General features: G+C 42.6%; 17 protein-coding genes and 1 pseudogene. 10 read left to right on the top strand and 8 right to left on the bottom strand.

Annotated features, from left to right (window positions below; all coding sequences use genetic code 11):
• Positions 1-22 precede the first annotated feature (22 nt).
• From yghU to RTJ53_RS00850, 4 genes and pseudogenes are all read left to right on the top strand, one after another.
• Complete coding sequence (yghU, locus tag RTJ53_RS00865) at positions 23-814, top strand: glutathione-dependent disulfide-bond oxidoreductase (RefSeq protein ID WP_312275433.1); 792 nt, start codon at positions 23-25, stop codon at positions 812-814.
• 228 nt (positions 815-1,042) lie between these two features.
• Positions 1,043-2,326, top strand: a complete 1,284-nt coding sequence (locus RTJ53_RS00860; protein ID WP_312275432.1) for an aspartate kinase — start codon at positions 1,043-1,045, stop codon at positions 2,324-2,326.
• 318 nt (positions 2,327-2,644) lie between these two features.
• Positions 2,645-2,827 (top strand): annotated as a pseudogene (gene csrA / locus RTJ53_RS00855) (carbon storage regulator CsrA); the annotation flags it as partial.
• 275 nt (positions 2,828-3,102) lie between these two features.
• The gene (locus RTJ53_RS00850) at positions 3,103-3,462 is read left to right on the top strand and encodes a HopJ type III effector protein (RefSeq protein WP_312275431.1); all 360 of its coding nucleotides are present in this window, start codon (positions 3,103-3,105) and stop codon (positions 3,460-3,462) included.
• A 124-nt stretch (positions 3,463-3,586) separates the two neighbouring features.
• On the opposite strand, the gene tadA is transcribed toward RTJ53_RS00850, so the two are convergent.
• From tadA to RTJ53_RS00835, 3 genes are all read right to left on the bottom strand, one after another.
• Positions 3,587-4,120, bottom strand: coding sequence for a tRNA adenosine(34) deaminase TadA (gene tadA, locus RTJ53_RS00845; protein WP_312275430.1), 534 nt, complete (start codon positions 4,118-4,120; stop codon positions 3,587-3,589).
• Between the two features lie 17 nt (positions 4,121-4,137).
• Positions 4,138-4,854, bottom strand: a complete 717-nt coding sequence (ung, locus tag RTJ53_RS00840) for a uracil-DNA glycosylase (RefSeq protein WP_312275429.1) — start codon at positions 4,852-4,854, stop codon at positions 4,138-4,140.
• 118 nt (positions 4,855-4,972) lie between these two features.
• Positions 4,973-5,461 carry a MaoC/PaaZ C-terminal domain-containing protein gene (locus RTJ53_RS00835; protein ID WP_312275428.1) on the bottom strand — a complete coding sequence of 163 codons (489 nt, stop codon included), beginning with the start codon at positions 5,459-5,461 and terminating at the stop codon, positions 4,973-4,975.
• Between the two features lie 538 nt (positions 5,462-5,999).
• On the opposite strand from RTJ53_RS00835, the gene nrdA reads away from it, so the two are divergent.
• Together nrdA and RTJ53_RS00825 are read left to right on the top strand one after the other, a co-directional pair.
• Positions 6,000-8,288 carry a class 1a ribonucleoside-diphosphate reductase subunit alpha gene (gene nrdA / locus RTJ53_RS00830; protein ID WP_312275427.1) on the top strand — a complete coding sequence of 763 codons (2,289 nt, stop codon included), beginning with the start codon at positions 6,000-6,002 and terminating at the stop codon, positions 8,286-8,288.
• Positions 8,289-8,804: 516 nt separating this feature from the next.
• Positions 8,805-8,975 carry a hypothetical protein gene (locus RTJ53_RS00825; RefSeq protein WP_312275426.1) on the top strand — a complete coding sequence of 57 codons (171 nt, stop codon included), beginning with the start codon at positions 8,805-8,807 and terminating at the stop codon, positions 8,973-8,975.
• On the opposite strand, the gene RTJ53_RS00820 is transcribed toward RTJ53_RS00825, so the two are convergent.
• Positions 8,972-10,735 (bottom strand): mechanosensitive ion channel family protein, encoded by a 1,764-nt coding sequence (locus RTJ53_RS00820; protein ID WP_312275425.1) that lies wholly within the window; start codon positions 10,733-10,735, stop codon positions 8,972-8,974. The genes RTJ53_RS00825 and RTJ53_RS00820 overlap by 4 nt on opposite strands.
• 228 nt (positions 10,736-10,963) lie before the next feature.
• Here RTJ53_RS00820 and RTJ53_RS00815 point away from each other — a divergent pair, with 228 nt between their 5' ends.
• On the top strand, positions 10,964-11,401 hold the full coding sequence (locus RTJ53_RS00815) for an HIT domain-containing protein (RefSeq protein WP_036601311.1): 438 nt from the start codon (positions 10,964-10,966) through the stop codon (positions 11,399-11,401).
• Between the two features lie 39 nt (positions 11,402-11,440).
• Complete coding sequence (locus RTJ53_RS00810) at positions 11,441-12,796, top strand: adenylate/guanylate cyclase domain-containing protein (RefSeq protein ID WP_312275424.1); 1,356 nt, start codon at positions 11,441-11,443, stop codon at positions 12,794-12,796.
• Between the two features lie 124 nt (positions 12,797-12,920).
• Here RTJ53_RS00810 and RTJ53_RS00805 read toward each other — a convergent pair whose 3' ends face one another.
• The 4 genes from RTJ53_RS00805 to recJ form a co-directional block, all read right to left on the bottom strand.
• Positions 12,921-15,158 carry an NADP-dependent isocitrate dehydrogenase gene (locus RTJ53_RS00805; RefSeq protein ID WP_312275423.1) on the bottom strand — a complete coding sequence of 746 codons (2,238 nt, stop codon included), beginning with the start codon at positions 15,156-15,158 and terminating at the stop codon, positions 12,921-12,923.
• 382 nt (positions 15,159-15,540) lie between these two features.
• Positions 15,541-16,605, bottom strand: coding sequence for a TerD family protein (locus tag RTJ53_RS00800; RefSeq protein WP_312275422.1), 1,065 nt, complete (start codon positions 16,603-16,605; stop codon positions 15,541-15,543).
• Between the two features lie 52 nt (positions 16,606-16,657).
• Entirely contained in the window at positions 16,658-17,728 is a 1,071-nt protein-coding gene (locus tag RTJ53_RS00795) for a helix-turn-helix transcriptional regulator (RefSeq protein WP_312275421.1), read from the bottom strand.
• Positions 17,729-17,991: 263 nt separating this feature from the next.
• Positions 17,992-19,770, bottom strand: coding sequence for a single-stranded-DNA-specific exonuclease RecJ (recJ, locus tag RTJ53_RS00790; protein ID WP_312275420.1), 1,779 nt, complete (start codon positions 19,768-19,770; stop codon positions 17,992-17,994).
• Between the two features lie 342 nt (positions 19,771-20,112).
• Between recJ and RTJ53_RS00785 the strand changes: the two genes are divergently transcribed.
• The gene (locus RTJ53_RS00785; protein ID WP_312275419.1) at positions 20,113-20,601 is read left to right on the top strand and encodes a hypothetical protein; all 489 of its coding nucleotides are present in this window, start codon (positions 20,113-20,115) and stop codon (positions 20,599-20,601) included.
• Positions 20,602-20,861: 260 nt separating this feature from the next.
• On the top strand, positions 20,862-22,727 hold the full coding sequence (locus tag RTJ53_RS00780; RefSeq protein WP_312275418.1) for a TonB-dependent receptor domain-containing protein: 1,866 nt from the start codon (positions 20,862-20,864) through the stop codon (positions 22,725-22,727).
• Positions 22,728-22,783: the final 56 nt, after the last annotated feature.

Here is a 22,783-nt window from a genome sequence, read left to right as displayed (position 1 = left end):
TTATAATCAATAAGGAAACATCATGGACAATCATTACCAGCCCCCCAAAATTTGGACAAACGATAGCCAAAACGGTGGCAAATTTGCCAGTACCAACCGCCCCACCGCAGGAGCGACCCACGAGCAACACTTACCGATTGGTAATAACCCTTTGCAGCTCTACAGCCTTAACACCCCAAACGGTATCAAAATCAATATGTTACTCGAAGAATTGGCAGAGCTCGGTATTGAAGGCGCACAGTATGACGCCTACAAAATCGACATCATGAATGGCGACCAATTTGGCTCAGATTTTGTTGATATCAATCCCAATTCTAAAATCCCTGCACTGGTGGATCACAGTGTTAATCCACCGATTAAACTGTTTGAATCAGGGGCTATCTTGCTATACCTTGCCGAAAAATTTGGGCAGTTTATCCCAGCAGACACCGCCAAACGTGCCGAATGTTTGTCATGGTTGTTTTGGCAAATGGGCGCTGCACCGTATGTCGGTGGCGGCTTTGGGCATTTTTATGCATATGCCCCAGAGAAGTTTGAATACGCCATCAATCGCTTTACCATGGAAACCAAACGCCAATTAGATTTACTCGACCAACATTTAGCGACTCACACGTTTATGGTAGGTAATGACTATAGTATCGCGGATATCGCGATTTGGGCATGGTATGGTCAGTTGGCACTGGGCAAATTGTATAACGCTGGCGAGTTTTTACAAGTGCAAAACTACACCCATCTACAACGCTGGGCAAAAAGCCTGCATGACCGCCCTGCCGTGCAACGCGCTGTAACCTTACCCCTACAACCGATTGCCTAAACTGATAACATTTTGTTCACAATACCCATCCAATTTTCAGCCAGTCATTTGGGGGTTTTTGGCAATTTTGCCTTGCCCCAAAATTGGAAAATATGGTATAAAGTACCGTTTAATTTACGTTTCGTGACATTGTAAACAGTCTGCTAAGTAATCCATCAGGCACTTGGTATGGCAAGTCTTGGATAGCGATGGCAAACAATGTGCGCGATATTATAGGGTGTATTGACAATGGCTTTAATCGTACAAAAATACGGTGGTACGTCGATGGGTAGTGTCGAACGTATCAAAAATGTGGCACAGCGCGTCAAACGTTGGCATGACAATGGTCATCAGGTTGTGGTTGTCGTCTCTGCCATGAGTGGTGAGACCAATCGCTTGATTGATTTGGCACGTCAAATCAGCAAAGAACCAAACGCTCGTGAATACGACCAAATGGTGTCAACCGGTGAGCAAGTATCAATTTCTTTACTTGCCATGGCATTAAATGAAATCGGTGTGAGCGCCAAGTCAATGACGGGTGGACAAGTGGCGATTCGTACCGATGACAGTCATACCAAAGCCCGTATTCAACACATCGATGATAGTCAGCTTCGCGCCGCACTCGATTCTGGCATGGTCGTTGTGGTGGCGGGTTTCCAAGGGGTAGATGAAAAAGGTGATATCAACACCTTAGGTCGTGGCGGCTCAGACACCACCGGGGTTGCACTGGCTGCTGCCCTATCTGCCGATGAATGTCAAATCTATACCGATGTTGACGGCGTGTATACTACTGACCCACGGGTGACACCAAAAGCCAAAAAATTATCAAAAATTACCTTTGAAGAAATGCTAGAAATGGCAAGCCTTGGCTCAAAAGTGTTGCAAATTCGCTCGGTTGAATTTGCCGGAAAATACCAAGTGCCACTGCGTGTTTTATCCAGTTTTGATGAAAACGCCGATGGTAAATTCGATGATGATTTTAAAAAGAATGTAGGTACATTAATTACCACCGATGAGGGAGACAGCATGGAACAACCAATTATTTCGGGCATCGCCTTTAACCGTGACGAAGCTAAAGTATCTATCCTAGCAGTGCCTGATCGTCCTGGTATTGCGTCATCGATTTTAAGCCCAATCAGTGCTGCCAATATCGAAATCGATATGATTATCCAAAACATCGCAGAAAACGGATTGACCGACTTTACCTTTACCGTTAACCGTGGGGATTTTGATAAAACCCTAGCGATTTTGGGTGACAATCTTGCGGAGATTGGCGGCAAAGAAATCGTGAGCAATAACAAAGTGGTTAAAGTATCACTGGTGGGTGTGGGTATGCGTTCACATGCAGGCGTGGCAAGCAAAATGTTTGAAACGCTGGCGGAAAACAACATCAATATCCAAATGATTTCTACCAGCGAAATCAAAATCTCGGTACTGATTCAAGAAGAACAACTGGAAAAAGCGGTCAAAGCGTTACATACCGCCTTTGGTCTTGACCGTGAAGACGGTGAAAGCAAGGTTGCTGGATTATAAGAAATTTGTAATTCTCCACAAAAACAAGGTTAATATCCGCGTTTTGCGGGTGTTAACCTTTTTTTTACTTCAGCATTTCGTTTATAATGGCATCTCGTTTATTGGGCACAAACGCAACTAACCCCTCAATTCCTATTTTGACTGTTGGCAAATAGCCGCCAAGCATGATGAGTTCGCTTAAATTATGCCCTTGCAGTCTGTCTTTAACGTATCATTGGGCAATGATACATGATAATATATTTGACGAATTTAGCTAATTTATCGTTGAATCATCATAGGACATTGATGGTACTTGTTGCGACATAAGGAGTGTGACGCATGTTAATTTTGACTCGCCGTGTTGGCGAAACGTTAATGATAGGTGATGAAGTCAGTGTCACCGTACTGGGTGTAAAAGGTAACCAAGTCAGACTGGGCGTCAATGCGCCAAAAGACATTGCCGTACACCGTGAAGAGATTTATCAAAGAATTTTGCATGAACGAACTGGGCATGAACGCATGGGTTATGATAATCACCCAGTCGATTTTGCAGCCCAGGATAGAATGGGTCAAGACCGCAGTGGTTTTGGGGCAGCCAATCATGAGGCCTTTCCCCAAGAGCGCAGTAAACCCTCTCAACCGCGCAACAGCGGTCAGCAAATGCGTCATCTAGAAAACCGTGTGGAAAACCGCGGTTTTGGTCAGACCAACAATAATTTTAACCCAGCTTTTGATCCGTTTGAGGACGATTATTTTAATCGTTAATGACGGTCGCTATTTTGACTTTTGGAGTAATTATGAGCGCTATTGATAAGCTAGAACTATCAAAACTATTAGCTAAATTAGAAAACAAATCACTAGATTTTGCTTCCGTACTGGCTATTATCGATAGTTACTATAACTACCGCCCAACTGATTTTGTCAATGGCGAAGTGCACAATGCGGCAGGTGAAAATGAAGGCAGTGCGAAAGTATTCGGCTTTGCGCTACTCAACCATTTGACCCAACAAGATACGCTAAAACTGTTTGCTGAGCACTATGACAGTGTTAAAGCAGAGCCAAAAGGTACAAACCATGCCAATATCCGTAACTTTAGCTTTTTTGGCTGGCAAGGCTTTTTGATGCAGCGTAATTGTTTAATGCCAAAAGCGTCATAACCTCATCGAAAATACTTAAGTCTCAAAATCTAACCGTTTTTTGCGTCAAACAAGGCAGCCGATGGGTTGTCTTTTTTTATCCAATGGTTTTTATTTTAAAGAATGGTTTTGAGAGACTCATTGGTTATTGGTTTGCCCTTAACTGCTCGCGCATTTGTTTTTTTTGCTCACGACGATGGCGAAAAAAATCCTGCAACAACGCGCGGCTTTGCTCTGCCATTACGCCTTGTTTTACGGTCAAAAAATGATTATAAAACGTCACTTGGCTAAAATCTTGCTGACTCACAATCATCCCTGCTCTCGGCTCTGTCGCTGCAAACACCAAGCGCGATACTCTGGCGTGAATAATCGCTCCTAGACACATGGTGCAAGGCTCAAGCGTGACAAACAGCTCACAATCCGCTGGCAGACGGTAATTATCAAAATATTGACATGCTCGCCTTATTGCCACTATTTCAGCGTGGGCCGTGGCATCATGACTTAAAATCGGTTGATTGTAGCCTTTGGCAATGATGGTGCCTTGATGCACAATCACGGCACCCACTGGCACTTCCCCCCTCTCTCCGCCCTCGGCTGCAACATCAAGCGCCGCTTGCATAAAGGCGTCATCGCTGTCACAAAAGCCTGTTGCACAACAGTTATGCTCACTAGCATTCATTTATGATACCACCCAAACTACTGTGGCAACTGCCAATCTATTGGGCTTTTGCCGTGCGCTATCAGATAATCATTGGCTTTGGAAAAAGGACGCGTGCCAAAAAAACCACCCCGATTGGCGCCAAGCGGTGATGGATGCGTGCCTGTAATGATTAAATGCTTAGAGGTATCAATAAAACGGCCTTTTTTCTGTGCGTAACTCCCCCATAGGATAAAGACACAGTGCTCGCATTGCTGATTGACAGCCTCAATCACCGCATCAGTGAACGTTTCCCAGCCAATACGCTGATGACTGCCGGCCTGTCCTGCTTCTACGGATAACATACTGTTAAGCAGCAGCACCCCTTGGGTTGCCCAATGGGTCAAATCGCCATGTTTTGACGGCGCGATACCCAAATCGGCGGCAAGCTCTCGTAAAATATTTTGTAGACTCGGGGGTTTGGGAATGGCTTTGGGCACAGAAAAAGATAACCCCATCGCTTGTCCCGCGCCATGGTACGGGTCTTGACCCAAAATCACTACTTTAACCTGCGACAATGGCGTCAAATTAAACGCATTGAACATCTGACTACCCGAGGGATAAATCACTTTTTGTGCATGATATTGATCTCGCAAAAACTGGCGAATCTTATCCATATTGCTGCTGGTTAGCTCTGTCGCCAAGGCATGCTTCCAATCGTCCGGCATTTTGACATTGGCTAAAATTTGTTGTTGTTCAGGCGTTAATGTTTTCATGGTTTATCTGCTATCAAAAAATTATAAAAAAAGCCAAAGAATCTCTTGGCTTTATTGTAGCAAATAATTGTCGTCAATAAGTGGAACACTTTGATGCTGTCTATTTTGTACCGACTGATTATTCTGTGAAGGTTTGACGCAGGGTAAAATCGTCCAATTTGACCGCTTCACGGCTGGTTTTTTCAGTGGGTGGAATTACTTGTGCTTCGCCTGTCACTACCGCTTTACCGTCTTGATTGGTCACTTGGCAATCTAACACCACCCATTTTTTGCTATCGTCTTTACTTTTCACCGTCAAGGTCGCGGTTAAGGTATCATCGATATGCACAGGACGACGGAACGACAAACTTTGGTTCAGATAAATTGTCCCCAAGCCTGGAAATTTGGTACCAATCAAGGCTGACAATAGACCTGCTGTCCACATACCATGCGCAATCACGCCTTTAAACTGGCTTTGCTCGGCATACTCATTATCGAGATGCGCAGGGTTGTAGTCATGGGTAACAAGCGCAAATGCTTTGACATCATCTGCTGTCACTTGGCGGGTCATGCTGGCAGTTTGCCCGATACTTAATTCCTCATAGGTAAAATTACTAAAAGTTGTCATTGTCCGTCCTATTGTTCTTGTTGATTAATTTCATAAAAACCACGATTACAAAATCGTTTTGATGATTTGACTATAAGTTTGACTATAGCATAAATTTTTCAAATTTTTATGACAATGACTACGCATTCATGAATCCATCTGACTTTAACAATTACAAATTTTTTATCTTTTTGCTTGACTTGATGAACTGCTAATAAAATCAAGCGTCTAGGATTTTTGCAAAAAAATAGGCAAAAAATTGAAAAAAATACAAGCTAGAATTACAAATTTTTTTAGGCTATATTGTGCGAAATAATAAAACAACCCCTAGATATAGTAGTTTTTTGCAAAACCTTGCAATAATACGGTAATGACTTTGCGATGCTACATACGTGATGTAGCTTTGGCTCAAAAGCGGTATTTAAAAGCGGCACACACACTTACTATACTTTCGGTTAGCTGTTTTACTTGGCATTTTTATCTCACCACCTCTCACTCAGCGCCTTTTTAATACATACACATATGACGTTGATAAACAGGTAAAAAAAAGGAACGTATTATGACTCGTACTGAAGACATCCTCGTGCAAAAACGCGACGGGCGTTTGGAAAAAATTGATTTGGATAAGATTCACCGAGTCATCGAGTGGGCAGCAGAAGGGCTCGATAATGTGTCTGTTTCGCAAGTAGAAATCAGTTCACACATCCAGTTTTATGACAAAATCACCACCAAAAGCATCCATGAAACCATCATTAAATCAGCCGCGGATTTGATTTCTGCAGCAACGCCTGATTATCAGTACTTGGCAGCGCGATTGGCAATTTTTCATTTACGCAAAATCGCATTTGGTCAGTTTGAGCCGCCGCATTTGTTTGACCATGTCACCAAACTGACCCAAGAAGGTCGTTACGATGCGCATATTTTGCAAGACTTTAGCAAAGAAGAATTTGATATACTCAATGACTATATTGACCACAACCGTGATTTGAGCTTTGCGTATGCCGCCGTCAAACAAATGGAAGGCAAATATTTGGTGCAAGACCGCGTCACCAAACAAGTCTTTGAAAGCCCACAATTTTTGTACATGCTCGTCGGTATGTGCCTGTTTGCCAGTTACGACAAACAATATGACAAGGCCGCGCGATTAGATTATATCAAGCGCTTTTATGACACGACCTCTACTTTCAAAATCTCACTGCCAACGCCAATCATGTCGGGCGTGCGTACTCCCTCGCGTCAGTTTAGCTCATGTGTACTCATTGAATGTGATGATAGCTTAGACAGTATCAATGCCACCACCAGTGCCATCGTGCGTTATGTGTCACAGCGTGCCGGTATTGGTGTCAATGCGGGTCGTATTCGCGCATTAGGTAGCCCAATTCGTGGCGGTGAAGCGCAGCACACTGGCTGTATTCCTTTTTACAAACTATTTCAAACTGCCGTTAAATGTTGCTCACAAGGCGGTGTGCGTGGTGGTGCAGCGACCTTGTTCTACCCGATTTGGCATTTAGAAGTGGAAAATCTGCTGGTGCTCAAAAACAACCGCGGTGTAGAAGACAACCGTGTTCGCCACATGGATTATGGCGTGCAAATCAATAAAACGATCTATCAACGTTTGATTAAAAATCAAAACGTAACCCTGTTTTCACCATCGGATGTGCCAGGTTTGTACGATGCTTTCTTTGCCGATCAAGCCGAGTTTGAGCGTTTGTATGAGCAATATGAGCAAGATGACTCCATTCGCAAACGCAGTGTGCCCGCGCAAGAGTTGTTTAGCCTGATGATGCAAGAGCGTGCCAGCACGGGTCGTATCTATGTGCAAAACGTTGACCATTGCAACACCCACAGTCCGTTTGACCCAAGTGTCGCGCCAATTCGCCAATCCAACCTGTGTATGGAAATCGCGCTACCGACCCAACCGCTTGACAACATCAATGATGAAAACGGTGAAATCGCCCTTTGTACGTTATCAGGGATTAACTTGGGTGAAATCAACCAACTAGAAGACATCAAAGAGCCAGCGGAACTGATCGTGCGTGCGCTAGATGCCTTGCTTGACTACCAAGACTACCCTGTCATCGCTGCTAAAAATGGTTCTATGAAACGCCGCACGCTGGGTATTGGTGTCATCAACTACGCCTATTATCTTGCCAAAAATGGTACTAAATATTCAGATCCTACGGCGCTCGGTTTAACCCATCGCACTTTTGAAGCCTTACAGTATTATCTGTTGGTGGCGTCCAATAAACTGGCTAAAGAGCAAGGCGCGTGTCCTGCATTTGGCGATACCACGTATTCACAAGGTATTTTACCGATTGATACGTATAAAGCAGATATTGATGCGATTTGTAATGAGCCGCTACAACTCGACTGGGAAGCACTGCGTCACGATATCAAAACCCACGGTCTTCGCAACTCAACCTTGACTGCCTTGATGCCATCAGAAACCTCTAGCCAGATTGCTAACGCAACTAATGGCATTGAGCCACCACGCGGTTTGGTATCTATCAAAGCATCAAAAGATGGTATTTTAAAACAAGTGGTACCTGAGATTGATAAGCTCAAAGATCAATACGAGCTATTATGGCAAATGCCAAATAATAAAGGTTATTTGAGTCTTGTGGCGATTATGCAAAAATTCATTGACCAAAGTATCTCAGCCAATACCAACTACGACCCAACCAAGTTTGAAGATAGCCGTGTACCGATGAAGGTAATGATTCAAGACTTGTTGATGGCGTATAAATTGGGCGTTAAGACGCTGTACTATCATAACACCCGTGATGGCGCAAATGATGCCCAAGACGACCTAGAAAATGGCTGTGCTGGCGGCGCTTGTACTTTATAAAAGATTATTTAGGGATAATACTGATGGATTATCCCTAGTTTTTATTCAGTGATTTATGTTTAGTAAAAACAAATAAAAATGGCATAACCCGTTAAACTGATTATGCCATTGGTGATAATAGATATTAGCAGTATCTATTATCAGGAAGTTAAGGCTATCGACTTCCACAAGTGGTATTGATAGTAAAATAACTTCTCTAAGTTTTGAGCCTGATATTTTACACGCAATCAATATTCCTTGTTCATCAAAATTACTTGAAGTGATAGTCGTTATTTTCATTTTAAGAAAAATGATGCTATATAAAGATGAAAAAGGTACATATGTTTTAAGGCATTCCTTTACTACTAAAAGTGGTAAGAAAATCGTGTCTAAGAATGGAAAGCCTTTTAAAATCTATATTAGTAATAACAAATAGATTTTAACTCTTAAATTATTTCAATGTAACATCTAGGTTTTTATTATTAAAAGCCTAGAAATTTTCATTGCATGGATTTTTATTACATAGGATGTTTGAACTTGAAAAACCCGTTGATTGTTTATGCCATTTTACTGATGAACCTTACCTCGTGTGCTTCTTTGCCGCAAACATACGACAGTCCGATTCCTATCTATGTTGACTTGGGTGATGCCACACCTGCCACCACCCTGCCCAATTCAAAAGCCAATGCCAAAACTATGAGTCACTAAGGCTTGGTATCAGGCTTGTCTGATTGTGCCAGTTTTTCTGACCCCGCTACTTTATCTTTTACAGGTACAGTATTAGCAAAATTTGAATAGGTAACATCAATCGGTTTGCCCATCATCACACGGCTGGTCGGTAACGCATTTTTGAGTCCCACTTCTTTCATCATCTCCGCGATTTTTAAAATCATATCGGTTTGTTTTTGATTAAAATCCATCGCGCCTTTTACATTGAGATAGCATCGCACTTCAACCAGATACGCGTCTTGCTGAGTGCCAGAGATACGCACTTGATTCCACACACTGTTGGTGTCCGGATGATTAGTGATATAAATTTGTGTTTGCTCCATAAATTCGCGTAATTTATCAATATCGCTATCACGCGAGATGTAGAACACTTGCGAAAAATGAAACATATCGCGCTGCGAGACATTTTCAATACTCATCGATGAGAAGTTACCATTGGGAATCGTTACCACCGTGCGATCCGTGGTGCGCAGACGGGTGGATCGGATACCGATGTCTTCAACCGTACCTTCTTGCGTGCCAAAGCGGCAGTAGTCGCCCACATTCACAGGCTGGTCAGCGACTACCGATACACTGCCGACTAAGTTTTCAACCGTTTTTTGTGCACCCAACGCCAACGCCACACCACCAATCCCCAATGCGGCAATACCTGTGGTTAAGTCGTAGCCTAGATTACCCAAAATCACAATGGTCGCAATCGCAATCAAAATCAATTTTACGACTTTTCGCAGCAGATTTAGGACAGATAGCCGCTCTGGATGATGGTTATTGCTGGCATAGTTTTCTGCACGTTTAAAAATCAAATCCAAAATACGTAAAATCAACCATACCATGGATACCCAAGATAAAATATCGGCAAGGTTAGACGCCATATTGCGCACAACCAAATTAATGCCCACCAAAATCATGGCTTCTTTGATAATCAGCGCCGTCAGCACCATTGCGGCAGGTACGACCACGCGCCCATCAATCGGAAATTGCTTTTCTTTATCTGGGTGGGTCGCTAGATAAATCCGCGTGATAATCATATACAAGATTTGACTAATCAATAGACAGGCGAGATAAGTCGCTATCATAAGCGCAATCACTGCCCCAATATGTCCAAGACTATAGCCTTTAATATCTTTCTCAATCCATTGTTTGGGAATGTACTTTTCTACCAATGTCGGCTGGGTAACGAGTGATAACGACGCAACTTCTTGCAAGGTTTGTTGTGAAATCAGCCAAATATTGGTGCCGTTAGATTGTTTGACACGCTGCATTAAGATGTCGATACTCTTTTTGTCAGCGTCGGGATTATTGATCTCCCCTACCTTATCGAGATTGGGCGCTAGTTTGTCATCGAGATTGCCGGTAGGGTCATTGCTAATTTGAAGCTGCTCGTTGATACGTCCGCCGCTATCGAGTGCCGATTTTAAAGATTCGAGCGTGCCACTGGGGTCTTTGGTAGAACTTAAATCCACATAACGGCTAGCAAGCATCCAATCACTTTTTGCCAAGGCTTGAATAAAGCCTTGCACGCTGCCGCGCGGGGTGTCACGCCCAAAGGTGTCTTGTGGGGTTGCCGTGCCGCTGGCGCTACTGGCTGATTTACTGCTATCAGCCGCCCATGCAGCGGTGGGTTTGACACTGGTGATAACCATGAGTAAAGCAAACAATGCCATCATAAAACAACGGCGGTATAAAGATGGTGCATCAGCATGACGCTGACATTGATTAAGAGACTTTAACAACTGCATAAGCTTCCCAAAATTTGTAAAACGCTCAGACATAGTTAGGCTAATAGTTAGGCTAATAGTTAGCCTAGATGATAACGGCCTTGCTTTATGCTTTAAGAAATCTTAAATTGCAATGCGCTTATTCTGAATAAAGTATTTCGTCTTGTAGGTATAACTGCTAAAATACGCGAATTATTTGATTTTATCAGTTTTAAATTCCAAAAACACTTTTAAATGCATTGAGTTATTATGTTTAATTTACATCCACAACTAGCAAAAGATACTTTTTTGGTGGGCGAATTTCCGTTATCTACTTGCCGCTTGATGAACGACTGTCAATTTCCTTGGTTGATTTTAATTCCGCGTGTGCCCGGTATCAAAGAATTATATGAACTATCCGCCAGTGACCAAGCCCAGTTTTTACGTGAATCCAGCTGGCTATCAAGTCAGCTTGCCAAAACTTTTCAAGCCGACAAAATGAACATCGCCGCGCTTGGCAACCAAGTGCCGCAATTGCATTTTCATCATATCGTGCGCTACCAAAATGACATTGCTTGGCCCAATCCGGTATGGGGTAATCCAGCCATCCCTTATACCCCTGAAGTGCTCAGCCATATGCAGCAGACACTGATGATGGCACTGCGGGGTCATCGTGATATGCCATTTGATTGGCAAATGAACGTCTAAAAAAAATTTTACCACGAGGCACGAGGTAGACAAACTAAATTGCGTGAATCCATTCAAGGTCTTTCGACCAATCTAAAAAGTCCGAAATTCATTGAACTGGCGGCATTTTTTATTTTATTGCTTACCTTAACCTCTCTTGATGTACCGCCTATTTATCATACGCTCAGTATTTTGCTGTTGGTAGCGGGCGTTATTGTCACTGCTTTGAGTGTTATCCGGCCCCATCACTACATTACTTCGGCAAGTGTGTTAACCTTGATGGTGTTGGCAACGGGTATGTTGCAGTTTAACTATATCCCAAGTCTTGCGTTATGGTTGTTGATTTTAATTCGCTTGATTTTTTCAAATACCAAATACACTGTTTCGTTGGTATTATTAACCGTAGCAGTGGGTCTACTTAGTCTGATATTCGCGCACTTTTTATTACCCGCCATTAGTTTGTCCGCCAAGCAAGAAGATATTTTAAATTTTGTCATCGTATTTACCGATATCTTGATTGTTGGTTATCATATTTGTTCTCTGGTGATTCGCTTACGCCAAAAAAATCAAATGCTTACGCAGCAGCAAGCACGGATTGATACCTTGGTCAATGTCACCAATAAATTAACCCGTTTTTTGCCCCCCCAGATTTGGCAACCGATTGTCAAAAATAACACCAAGGTTGAAGTCATTAATCAACGGCGCAAGCTAACTATTTTGTTTTCGGACATTGTTGGTTTTACTGATTTGTCGGATCATATTAGCCCCGACCATTTAGCCAATATTTTAAACACTTACCTTGACCGTATGACCCAAGTGAGCCAAAAATATGGGGCGACCCTCGATAAGTTTTTGGGAGATGGGTTATTGTGCTATTTTGGCGATATCGGTGGTAATGACCGTGATAACGCGATTGCTTGTGCCAGTATGGCCATTGAGATGCGCCGTGAAATGGAAGTACTGCGCCACCAATGGCGATTACTCGGTTTTGAAGGGCTGCATGTACGTATGGGTATCAATACAGGGTATTGTTATGTTGGTAATTTTGGCAGCCGCAATCGTATGACCTATACCGTGGTTGGAAAAGAAGCGAATTTTGCCTCTCGCCTTGAATCTGCCGCGCAAAACAATCAAATTTTAATCAGTGAAAGTACGTTTAATTTAATTGGTCATGTCCATCATTGCCAAACTGTGGGGCAATTTAAATTTAAAGGCTTTCAAGATGCCATGAATGTCTGGGAATTGCTCGAACCCAAAAGTGAATCCATGCAACAAACCGATTGGGTGGACTTTAGCTTGCCTGGGTTTAACCTGCATTTAAATTTTCATGATATTCGTAATTATGATAAAAATGATATTACTAACCAGCTAAAATCTGCATTGGCGCTTGTTGAAGAAAAGCACAACAAACAATGATGTTGACGGTTTTGGTTCATCTATATTCTTAGCTCAGCTATATTCTTAGCTTAGCTATGTTTAACCATTTATAGACACTAAAAAAGCCGAAGCATTCAGCTTCGGCTTTTTTTATACTATTGAATTAGGCATCAAACGAAGCCAATGCTTGGTTAAATGTCGCACTTGGGCGCATCACTTGGCTTAGTTTTTGTTGGTCTGGTTGATAGTAACCGCCAATATCTGCACCTTGACCTTGAACATCATTTAATTCAGCCACGATTTTGTCTTCATTTTCTGACAACGCTTGAGCAAGTGGCGCAAACTTGGTTTTAAGCTCTCTATCTTGGTCTTGGTTCGCCAATTCTTCTGCCCAGTATTTGGCTAGATAATAATGGCTGCCACGGTTGTCGAGCTCACCGGTACGGCGTGATGGTGATTTGTCGTTATCCAACAATTTACCCGTTGCCAAGTCTAGGGTTTTTGCCAGTAATTTTATCCGTGGGTTATTTTCTTTAATCCCCAAGTCTTCTAAAGATACCGCAAGCGCCAGCATCTCACCGAGTGAATCCCAGCGCAAGTGGTTTTCTTCAACCAACTGCTCGACATGTTTTGGGGCTGAACCGCCCGCCCCTGTTTCGTAAAGACCACCGCCTTCCATCAATGGCACAATTGATAGCATTTTGGCTGACGTGCCTAATTCTAAAATTGGGAACAAGTCAGTTAAGTAGTCACGCAAGATGTTACCTGTGACTGAGATGGTGTCCAAACCACGCGCCACACGTTCAAGGGTATAACGCATCGCACGAACTTGAGACATAATTTGGATATCTAGCCCTGTGGTATCATGCTCTTGTAAGTATTTTTTTACTTTCTTGATGAGCTCATTTTCATGTGGGCGGTATGGGTCAAGCCAGAAGATAGCTGGCATGCCTGAGTTACGTGCACGCGTCACTGCCAGTTTTACCCAGTCACGAATTGGCGCATCTTTGACTTGACACATACGCCAAATATCGCCTTCTTCAACATTTTGCGACATTAGTACTTCGCCTGTTTCAATATCAGTGATATTGGCAACGCCTGCCTCTGGGATTTCAAAAGTTTTGTCATGAGAACCGTATTCTTCCGCTTTTTGCGCCATCAAACCTACGTTTGGTACGGTACCCATGGTCGCTGGGTCAAAGTTGCCATGCCATTTACAGAAGTTGATGACTTCTTGGTAAATACGGGCAAAGGTCGATTCTGGCATCACTGCTTTACAGTCGTAAGGTTTGCCATCGGCTGCCCACATTTTACCACCATTACGAATCATCGCTGGCATTGAGGCGTCTACAATGACATCATTTGGCGAATAGAAGTTATCAATTCCCTTTGCTGAGTCCACCATCGCCAATGCGGGGCGATGTTCTTGACAGGCATGCAGGTCACGGACGATTTCTTCACGGATAGTGGTCGGTAGGGTTTCGATTTTTTCGTATAGTCCTGCCATACCGTTGTTAACATTAATACCTAATTCGTCAAAGGTTTTATTCCATTTTTCGAATGCGTCTTTGTAATACACTCTCACGCAGTGACCAAATACGATAGGATGTGATACCTTCATCATCGTGGCTTTGACGTGTAGAGAGAACAGGATTTTACCTTCGCGGCAATCTTCTAGCTCTTTTTCATAAAACTCGATTAAAGCTTTTTTGCTCATAAACATTGAGTCAATCACTTCACCGTCTTGTAATGCAACTTCGGGTTTTAGCACCAAAGCTTTGCCACTATGGGTGATGAGTTCCATTTTGACTTTACGCGCTTTATCAAGGGTCATTGATTTTTCGCCATGGTAGAAGTCCCCTTCTTCCATGTGAGAGACGTGGGTTTTTGACCATTGTTTCCATTCACCCATTGAATGCGGGTGTTTTTTGGCATAGTTTTTTACGGCAGCGGGGGCACGGCGATCTGAGTTACCTTCACGTAATACGGGGTTTACCGCAGACCCTAAACATTTACCATAACGGGCTTTGAGAGCTTTTTCTTCGTCTGTGGTTGGGTTTTCTGGGTAATTGGGAATCTTATAGCCTTTGGCTTGTAACTCTTCAATACATTCTTGCAGCTGAGCAACTGAGGCACTGATATTAGGCAATTTGATGATATTGGTGTCTGGGTCTTGGGTTAACCGACCAAGCTCAGCAAGATTGTCGGTCACTTGTTGTTCTGGGGTCAGATAGTCAGAGAATTCTGCCAATACACGCGCGGCAACGGAAATATCGGTTTTAGTGATTTCAACGCCAGCAGGCTTGGTAAATGTTTCAATGATAGGAAGTAGTGAATAAGTCGCCAGTAGCGGTGCTTCGTCAGTTAAGGTATAGATAATATTTGACTTTCCACTAGCCATAGAGAACCTCTTTTATATGAATGTTAATTGAGACACTAGATGATGCATCTAGCAGCGTGAGAAATTTCACAGTAAGCATTACTAATTATGGGATAAAATGTGATTGACCATTTTAAACGCAAAGTATACGGTTACCGCATAATGAGTCAATAATGTATCTAGGAATACCTATATTTAGGAGAAAAATAATGCAGATGCGATGTATCCCTATCGATTAAGACAATCCCTTTTTTTGTCATAGTGTACCACAGTATCACAGTGTCGAATATATCCAATCACTGACAGACACCATGGCAATGTCGTCAAATGTATAAATTTTTGGCTTTAAAATTGCTTGGTTATTTTACCCATGAGAAACAATAAGCTTACGCTACATGCCCAATCATCTGGCCGTACGTACCAATTTTTCACTCACTTCTTTTTCAATTAGCGCCATCTTGTTGTTGTCTAAAGGTTGCTGCTCGTTGTTATAGCGCCAGCTATCGGCAGAACGGGTCAGACTGGCAAACCATAATGCCTTAGTATCAGTCGGCAGTTTGGTAAAAGCTAACTCACTAATCACATTGCCTTCATCATCACTGAGCTGACAAGACGCTTGTTTCGCTTTGCTAAGCGCATAGCCGTGATAAGATGACACGATCATCACCACATGAAATACTTGTGGGGGAAGCTTACTTAAAAAAAGCACCATACTTTCTTGATTGAGGTTGACATCATTGACCTTGGTGCTTTGATTGTTGTCAGGGTCTTCTTGGCGGTCATCGATAGCGCCTAATGGTTTTTTGCCCAATAATTCATCGCCTTGATGGCGTACGGATTGCGCTTTATCACGGACATTTTTGAACCAGACAGTTTCGATTACCTCGCCATATCGGTTACAAAGCAAGCAGGATAAGTCTATATCTAGGGCTTGCGTACGTTTTTTAAATTTATTGTAAAGCCCCGATTTTGGCATCTGCGTTTGCTGCCATTGCACGGTAAAATACCACTGCTTGAGTACCACATCCATATATTCGATGGTTGTACCTGTCGCCGTTTTATCATCTTCAAGTTTATCGTCTCGGGTGATTGCTAGCTGATGACTTTTTTGCAAAATCTTGTCATCAGTCATTGAGTTGATTTTTGGCGCTTTGTGTAGCGAATGGTGTAGCGGCAAGGTGCCTGACACTACCGTCTCATTGGTATTTTTATCGGTCAAATTAGGTGAGTTGACGGGCGCTATTATTTCAACCGTTTGCGATGGCGTTGGGTCGGCAAACTGCGTCGAAATAATCTGGTAGGTTTCTGTGGTAGTGCTGGGTGTCAGATTATCGGGCGATTTGGCAGATGTGATAGGTGAATCATCTGTCAAATCACTGTATAAAATCGTGGTTTTTGGCTTGCTAGGCTGCTGTGAGTTGGTGTCGGTGGCAGTGGATTCAAGGGTGTTATTATCAGTATGTTTCATAAGATTCTCGAAAAATCGGACAAAGTAGTTAGTTTACTTGGGCTTTTGTTAATTATTCGCTTATTGTTTGGGCGGTGGGTTGTTGGTTGGGCGTTTGGGTTTCAAAGACGGCGATTGATAAAATCTCAGGCTCGATTTTTCGCAGGCCTTTACCAAAACCACGTAGCCACCATACTAGCTGCGACGTCATGTTCACTGTGGCTGTGATATGCAATCCTTCGTCATCTTCCCAGCTTTGCTGGTCGGTTGATAATGGGCTTTCAAGCAAACTTGCCCCCGATAACGGATGAAACAATAAATGCACTTGCTGCGTGGGCGGCTCGTGGTTGTTTTTTTCACTGTCAGGCATGAGTTTTTGGAACAACGGGTAATTAAACCCCATCGCGCCTGTGTTGATGTAATTGTCTAAGTTAAAATCTTTTGGGGTTTGCGCGTCGCTTGCGCTCACTTCCGCACTTTCAAAACGGTGCAAAGCAAATTGGCGCACATCGTCAGACGCTCTGTCAGTTCGTGAGGCAATCAAATAAATCACCACACCACGCTGCACAATGGCTAGCGGATTTAAGGTGTATTTTTGCGCTTCCTCTCGCCCGCGCGCTTTATAACAGGCGATGAGTTTTTTATTTTGAAACAATGCGTCATAGACGGCGTCTTTGGCAGCTGGATTGACCGATGGCGGGATGAGCGGTTGATTGGCTGACAGGATACGGACTCTATCGAGCCAAGTGTTTACTACTTTGCTTTCCTTAAGTTGCCGATTCGCCAGGTCAAACCACGGAATCAATTCATCCAAAATAGCCGGGGGTAATAGCTGGGTCAAATTATGACGCATCATACTAAACGCTACCGCTTGCGACAAATTCATGTGCGGCAAGCTTTGCATCGGCGCATCTTCTCGCCAGCGCCAACCTTGTGGATTGGTGTTGTTTTTTTCAATCGGAAAACGCGTTGCCAAGGCGTTTAAATCTCGCTGAATGGTTCGCAAACTGATATCAAAACCCATCAAATCAAGCTGTTCTTTGATATGGGTGGTACCGAGCCAACGTTTGCGATCCAGCTGTGAGAGGATTTGCCATTGCCGAGCCGTCGTTGCGGTTGCATTGTTGGCAAGCGATTTACTCATGGCAATTCTCCATACGCAGGTAAAAGACAGATAGTTAAAAAACAGCCAGTTAAAAGACAAACGGTTAAATAATAAATACTAGCCAGCTAAGCGCTAAAGCTTTATCAAAATTTAAAATTTAACACCTTGATACCTTGCATAATTTATCAAAATTTAGCGCGGTATAGGTGATAAATTATATTAACATGTCATTTTATGTCGTTTATCATCTTTATTGGGTGTTATGGTTATCAGATTGTGTATGAATCAGCAAAAACGCTTATCTAGAGGAGTACACCCTTTTTTACCCTTAACTGCAATTTAGTTTGTCCATTAAATAAATTTTTCTCAATCTCATAGAGTAAATGCACTTTTGACACACTGCGATTGATAGCAGACAAAGCTATCGCGTCAAAGTCAGCATTAAACCAAATCGCTTCGATAGTAAAAGGGACATCGGGATACGATAACCATAGTTTTAAATGCCGCTCTTTTAACACCCGATAATCTTGCACCACAAACACCCCATCAAATATCGGTGGCACAAAACCATGTCCCCAAATAGCCAACGTCTGCAAGCTATCTACAAAATCAACCGTGAATTCACCGGCTGTCAATTCGCCATCGCTATATAACGTCTCTGCAAATACCTCATCAGCCACCGCTGCAATTACCTCATCAAACGCTTTACAAAACGGCTCAAAGTTTTTTCGTTTGATTGTCAGACCTGCCGCCATCGCATGCCCGCCAAAGTGGCTAATGAGTTCGGGGTAGGTTTGCGCGACTGATTCAATGGCATCACGGATATGAATGCCTTCAATGGAGCGTGCGGAGCCTTTGATAGGATCATCATCTTCAATCAACGCCGTATCAGCAGGCGCAAACACGATAGCGGGCACATGGTAGCTTTCTTTTAGCCTGCCTGCGACGATACCAATCACCCCTTGGTGCCACTCATCTTGATAGAGAATAATACCGCGCTTGTGGTGCGTTACTTGATTTACAGCATTTTGCTCAGATGGATTCTCAAGCGTCCTTAATACACTATCGGCTTGTTGTCGCATGCCCTGCTCGACTTGGCGGCGCTCTTGATTGAGTTTATCGAGCTGATGCGCAAGCCGCTGTGCCTCCCCCCAATCATCGGTGAGTAAGCAGTCAATGCCAATCCGCATACTATCCATACGACCTGCAGCGTTGATGCGGGGTCCTAAAATAAAACCAAAATCTTGAGCCGTGATGTCTGCTGCCTGCCGACTTGCCTGTTCCAACAACGCCAAAATACCCACACAGCAACGACCTTGCTTGATAGCTTGGATACCTTGGTGCACCAAGATGCGATTATTTTGGTCTAATACGCCCACATCCGCCACCGTGCCGAGCGCCACCAAATCAATATAGCGGCTCACTTGGGTGGTGGATTTATTGGCTTGGCGTCTGACTTTGGCAAGATTGCCTAGCACATAAAATGCCACCCCAACCCCTACCAATGATTTGCTAGCAAAATCACAGCCCAGCTGATTGGGATTGACCACGGCATCGGCGTTTGGTGTCGCCTGCGTCGTCAAGTGATGATCGGTAATAATCACCGTTAGCCCTTTGGCTTTGGCAAGCTCGACCCCCGCATGACTAGAGATACCATTATCAACCGTGACAATCACATCAGGATCATAGGTTTCAATACCTAGCGCAACAATTTCTGGCGTCAGTCCATAACCGTACTTAAAACGATCGGGCACCAAAAACTCAACCTTCGCGCCCATTTCCCGCAACACCCTTACCATCAGTGCCGTGCTGGTCGCGCCATCGCAGTCAAAATCACCCACAATCAGTATTTTTTGCTGCGAATCAATCGCCTTGTCAAGTAGCACCACGGCCTTGGTAATGCCAGTCAGCGAATTTGCAGGTAACATCTTATTAAAGGAGGTGTCTAAATTTGCCACATCTTGCACGCCTCGCCCAGCCAAAATGCGTGCTAATGTCATCGATGTCTGCGCCAAGGGCTGTAAATCACGGGGAATCTCGTCAATATGGGTCGCAATAAAACGGGGAGTCACAGTCAACATAAAATTATCATGGTTGTCAAATAAAATAGATAGAACAAACTAGCATAATGATAGTGAATAGGCAAAATTACAACAGCTAAACGGTGAAAAACATCCCATCAGCTTTCATAGCTATTTGTGCGTTTTGCATATCGTAATAATGCCACTACAAACCATTAGCATTTTTTTGCAAAAAGATGCTTATTCATACGTTTACACTCAGTTATAATCAAACCAAAGAGTCATCACTTACCATTAATGTAATAGCATCACCAACCATTAATGAATAATCATCTCTTGTTGCAAGCGTTTTGCAATACTACCTTTATTATTGATAATTGAAATTTTTTAGAAGGAAAAATTATGTCAGCAGAAAATTTGACCAAAACCATCGACCCAAAACTTGACTTAGAAAAAATCAAACGCGAATGTGAGGCGATGATTAAAAGCAAAGCCAAAATGTCTGCCGTAGCAGCGGTTGTCCCTGTGCCGCTGCTAGACGTTGCGGTTGACGCAGGTCTATTATCAAAATTGCTACCTGAAATCTCTGCTAAATTTGGTTTAATTGAACAACCTGAAGCAGCTGTAGATTTGAACAACGGCGCGCAAATCAACCAACTAAAAGATAAAGCGGTAGATTTTGCAGGGCTAGTGGTGACGCGGAGTATTGCCAAAAAAACTTTTCAAGGCTTTGGTAGCCGTATTATCGCCAAGCAAGTCACCAAATTTGTACCATTTGGCGGTCAATTAGTGGCAGGTACCATCGGTTATTTGATGTTTAAAAAAATTGCTGAAAATCACATCAATGAATGCTACCAAAAAGCTAAAAAATTACAGCAGCAAGCTAGCTAATTGTTGATACGGAGGCTTGTATTAAAACCCCTTTAGTTACTAGAGGGGTTTTTTATTGAAAAATTCTCAAGCTTTAATGAGCAATAACCAACCAAAAGTAATAGCTTATGTAACGATATTTTTCTACAATGTGTCCTTAAACTATTTTTTTGGGTCAAGTTATGCGTTATACCTGTCAGACATCACCACGTTTTATCAAAAAGCCATTTTTTAATATCCATCCAATAACGCAAAGCGTTTTGGTGATTATTGGCATGTCCATGACTGGTGTTAGCGCTCATGCAGCGACTAGCGAAGCTGCTAATGGCGAAGCTGAATCCACCTTGCCGAGTCTTACTTTTACCACCACAGCAACCAAAACGCCGACGCTTGTCAAGAATACCATCGCCCAAACCACCGTGATCGATGAAGAACAATTACAACGTTATCGCGGTCAAAGCGTACTGGATGTGTTACGAGGTAAGGCGGGATTCTATATCAAGCAAAATGGTGGCGATGGTACATTAAGTAACTTTAGTATTCGTGGCTTATCTGCCAAAAATGTCGCTGTGTTGATTGATGGTATTCGTTATACATCTTTAAGTAATGGGTATGCAGAGCTTGCTTTATTACCCGCTGATCAAATTGACCGTATTGAAGTTCTATATGGCGCAAGTGGTTCTAGCTTATATGGTGCTGATGCGACAGCCGGCGTGATTCAAATTTTCACCAAAGGTCAAAATGCCCAACAATCAAATATAGCCTTGACCTTGGGTGCAGGTTCAGAGGACAGCTATAAAGGTCAATTAACGGGTCAATATGTTAATAATGGCACTACGATTAGTTTATCCACAGGTTATGAAAAAACGAATGGGATTAATATCAGTAGTCCAAACAATTCATATGCCTCTTCGATTGATAGCGATAAGGATGGGTTTAATTCTAAAAATATTAGTTTTGTCGCTAAACATCGCTACAACGACAATATTGAAGTTGGCATAACAGGAATGAAAGCCAAATCAAATTCTGACCTTGATGGTGGCAATTATCAAGATATCCATGCTGAACAAGAAAATGGCTCAGCTAATGGTTTTATTAATTATCAACAAGATAAATTTTCTGCCAGTCTTAAATACGGTGAAAGTATTGATGAATCAAAAAGTTATTTTTCAAGCGCACCAAGCGAATTCAATACCAAACAAAAGCAAACCAATCTACAATTAGGCTATCAACTGCCTGTAGGTCAAATTATTGGTGGCGCAGAATATCTCAAACAAAATTTTGATGGCGATGCTAGTTATACTGATCATGACAGAAATACTAAAAGTGGTTTTCTTGGCTATCAAGTTTCGCAACCCAAATATGATGCGCAAGCAAATATTCGATATGATAAGAACACCCAATATGGTAATAAGACAACCTATAATGTAGGCGGTGCCTATCACGTATTGCCTAATACTCGTGTCGGCGCCTCCTACGCTACTGGCTTTAGAATGCCTAGCTTTAATGACTTATATGGACATTCAGAAGGCTCTAGTTGGGATGGCGTCTATTATCCAGGCTATGTTGGGAATGAAAATCTAAAAGCTGAAACGAGCAAAAATTGGGAAGCATTTATTGAACACAGTAATGCCTACCAAACGACTCGCCTAACAGGTTTTCAATCAAAAATTGAAGATGGTATCATTCCTTTGACTTTAGCCTCAGGTGATAAAACTCGCACTAATCGTGCAGAAACAAAGGTTAAGGGTGTTACTTTAGTATCAGATTGGACAGTGAATAATACCCTATTTGGTCTAAGCTATACCAATCAATCTGTTGAAGGTCGTAACGCAACTCAAGGCGAATATACAACAGATAATACGATTCCAAAAAACACAGGTTTACTATATTTAGGTTATAAACAACCAAAATTTGATATCCGCAGTGAACTAGAATATGTAGATGAGCGTCATGATGGTTATTATACCGATAAAGTACTAGACAACTATACACTTCTAAACTTAACTGGTAATTATTACATCAACCCATATTTGACTATCAGCAGCCGACTTAACAATCTCACAGATAAAGATTATGAGACTGTTTATGGCTACCGCCAAAAAGGCATTAATTCCTTCATCTCACTAACCTACCAATGGTTCTAATTTTTATAGCTACAGTACATCAAAGGGCATAGATTTTATGCCCTTTTTTTATACTT

This window comes from Moraxella sp. CTOTU46711, assembly GCF_031975715.1.
Lineage (GTDB): Bacteria > Pseudomonadota > Gammaproteobacteria > Pseudomonadales > Moraxellaceae > Faucicola.
Note: the sequence above shows the minus strand (reverse complement) of the source record. Positions and strands in the feature narration are given on the sequence as shown.